Here is a 1,307-nt window from a genome sequence, read left to right on the forward strand (position 1 = left end):
CGGGTCGACTTCGTGCCCGGCACACCGGACCTGTCGCTGTTCCCCCGCTCCGCCTGGGCCGCCGCGCAGCGCGGTGTGCTGGCTCAGTAGCCGCACGAACTGCTCGGCTATCCCGATCCGCGCGGGCTGCCCCGGCTGCGTACGGCTCTGGCGGAACTGCTGGCGCGGCGCCGGGGTGTGGTCGCCGATCCGGAGCGGCTGATCGTGGTCTCCGGAGTGGCGCAGGCGACGACGCTGTTCGGATTCGTGCTCCACGCGCGCGGGATGCGCACCGTGGGCGTCGAGGACCCGGGCAGCCCCCAGCACGACGCCCTGTACGCCTCGGCGGGCGTCGGTACCGTACCGCTGCCCCTGGACGCCGAGGGCCTGGCGATCGGGCCGCTGCGGACGTCCGGTGTGCGGGCCGTGGTGGTGACGCCCGCCCATCAGTTCCCCACGGGCATCGCCTACTCCGCGCGGCGGCGTGCCCAACTCCTCGAATGGGCGCGGTCGGTGGACGGGCTGGTCTTCGAGGACGACTACGACGGCGACTTCCGCTACGACCGAGCCCCCGTGGGCGCGCTCCAGGGCCTCGATCCGGAGCGTGTCGCCTACGCGGGCTCGGTCAGCAAATCGCTCGCCCCGGGACTGCGGCTCGGCTGGCTGCTGGTGCCCGAGTCCCTGGCCGACGAGGTCGTCGAGCGCAAGCGGACCATGGATCTCGGCCACCCGACCCTCGATCAGGCGCTGTTCGCCCGCTTCCTGGAACGCGGCGACTACGACCGTCAGCTGCGCCGCTGCCAGCGCGCCTACCGGCAGCGGCGCGACACTCTCGTCGCCGCCCTGGAGGAGCACTTCCCCGGAGCGGAGGTGACCGGGATCGCCGCAGGACTGCACGTCATCGCCGAACTCCCGGAGAAGTACGGCCCCCAGGACGACTTCCTGGACCGGGCGGCCTCCGCCGGTGTCGCCGTGCGCCCGCTCACCGCCTACGCACACGCGCGTGCCGACGACGCCGTCGTACGGCTGGTCCTGGGGTACGCGCATCTGTCTCCCGGTCGGATCCGCGCGGGTGTACGTCTCATGGCCGGCACCATGCGACCGGACGGCCGCTGAGTCACCGCGTTCCGTTGTTCACCCGTGGTTTCCGTACGCGCTGCGGCGCACCAGTAGTTGTGGCGGTGCACCCTGACCGCATCCCGTCCGTGGAGGCGCAACCCCATGTCGCATCGTCCGTTCCCCGCCCGCCGCAGCGTCCTGCGCGGCTCCCTGGCCGCGTCGGCGGCCCTGACCGTGCCCGCCACCCTCGGCGCCGCGCCGGCCTTCGC

1 pseudogene is annotated in these 1,307 nt (G+C 73.3%); it reads left to right on the plus strand.

Annotation, left to right across the window (positions count from 1 at the left end):
- Nucleotides 1-1,095, plus strand: a pseudogene (locus R6V09_RS53350) (aminotransferase-like domain-containing protein); the annotation flags it as partial.
- Nucleotides 1,096-1,307: the final 212 nt, after the last annotated feature.

Source organism: Streptomyces sp. W16, from assembly GCF_033194735.1.
In the GTDB taxonomy this organism is placed as follows: Bacteria; Actinomycetota; Actinomycetes; order Streptomycetales; family Streptomycetaceae; genus Streptomyces.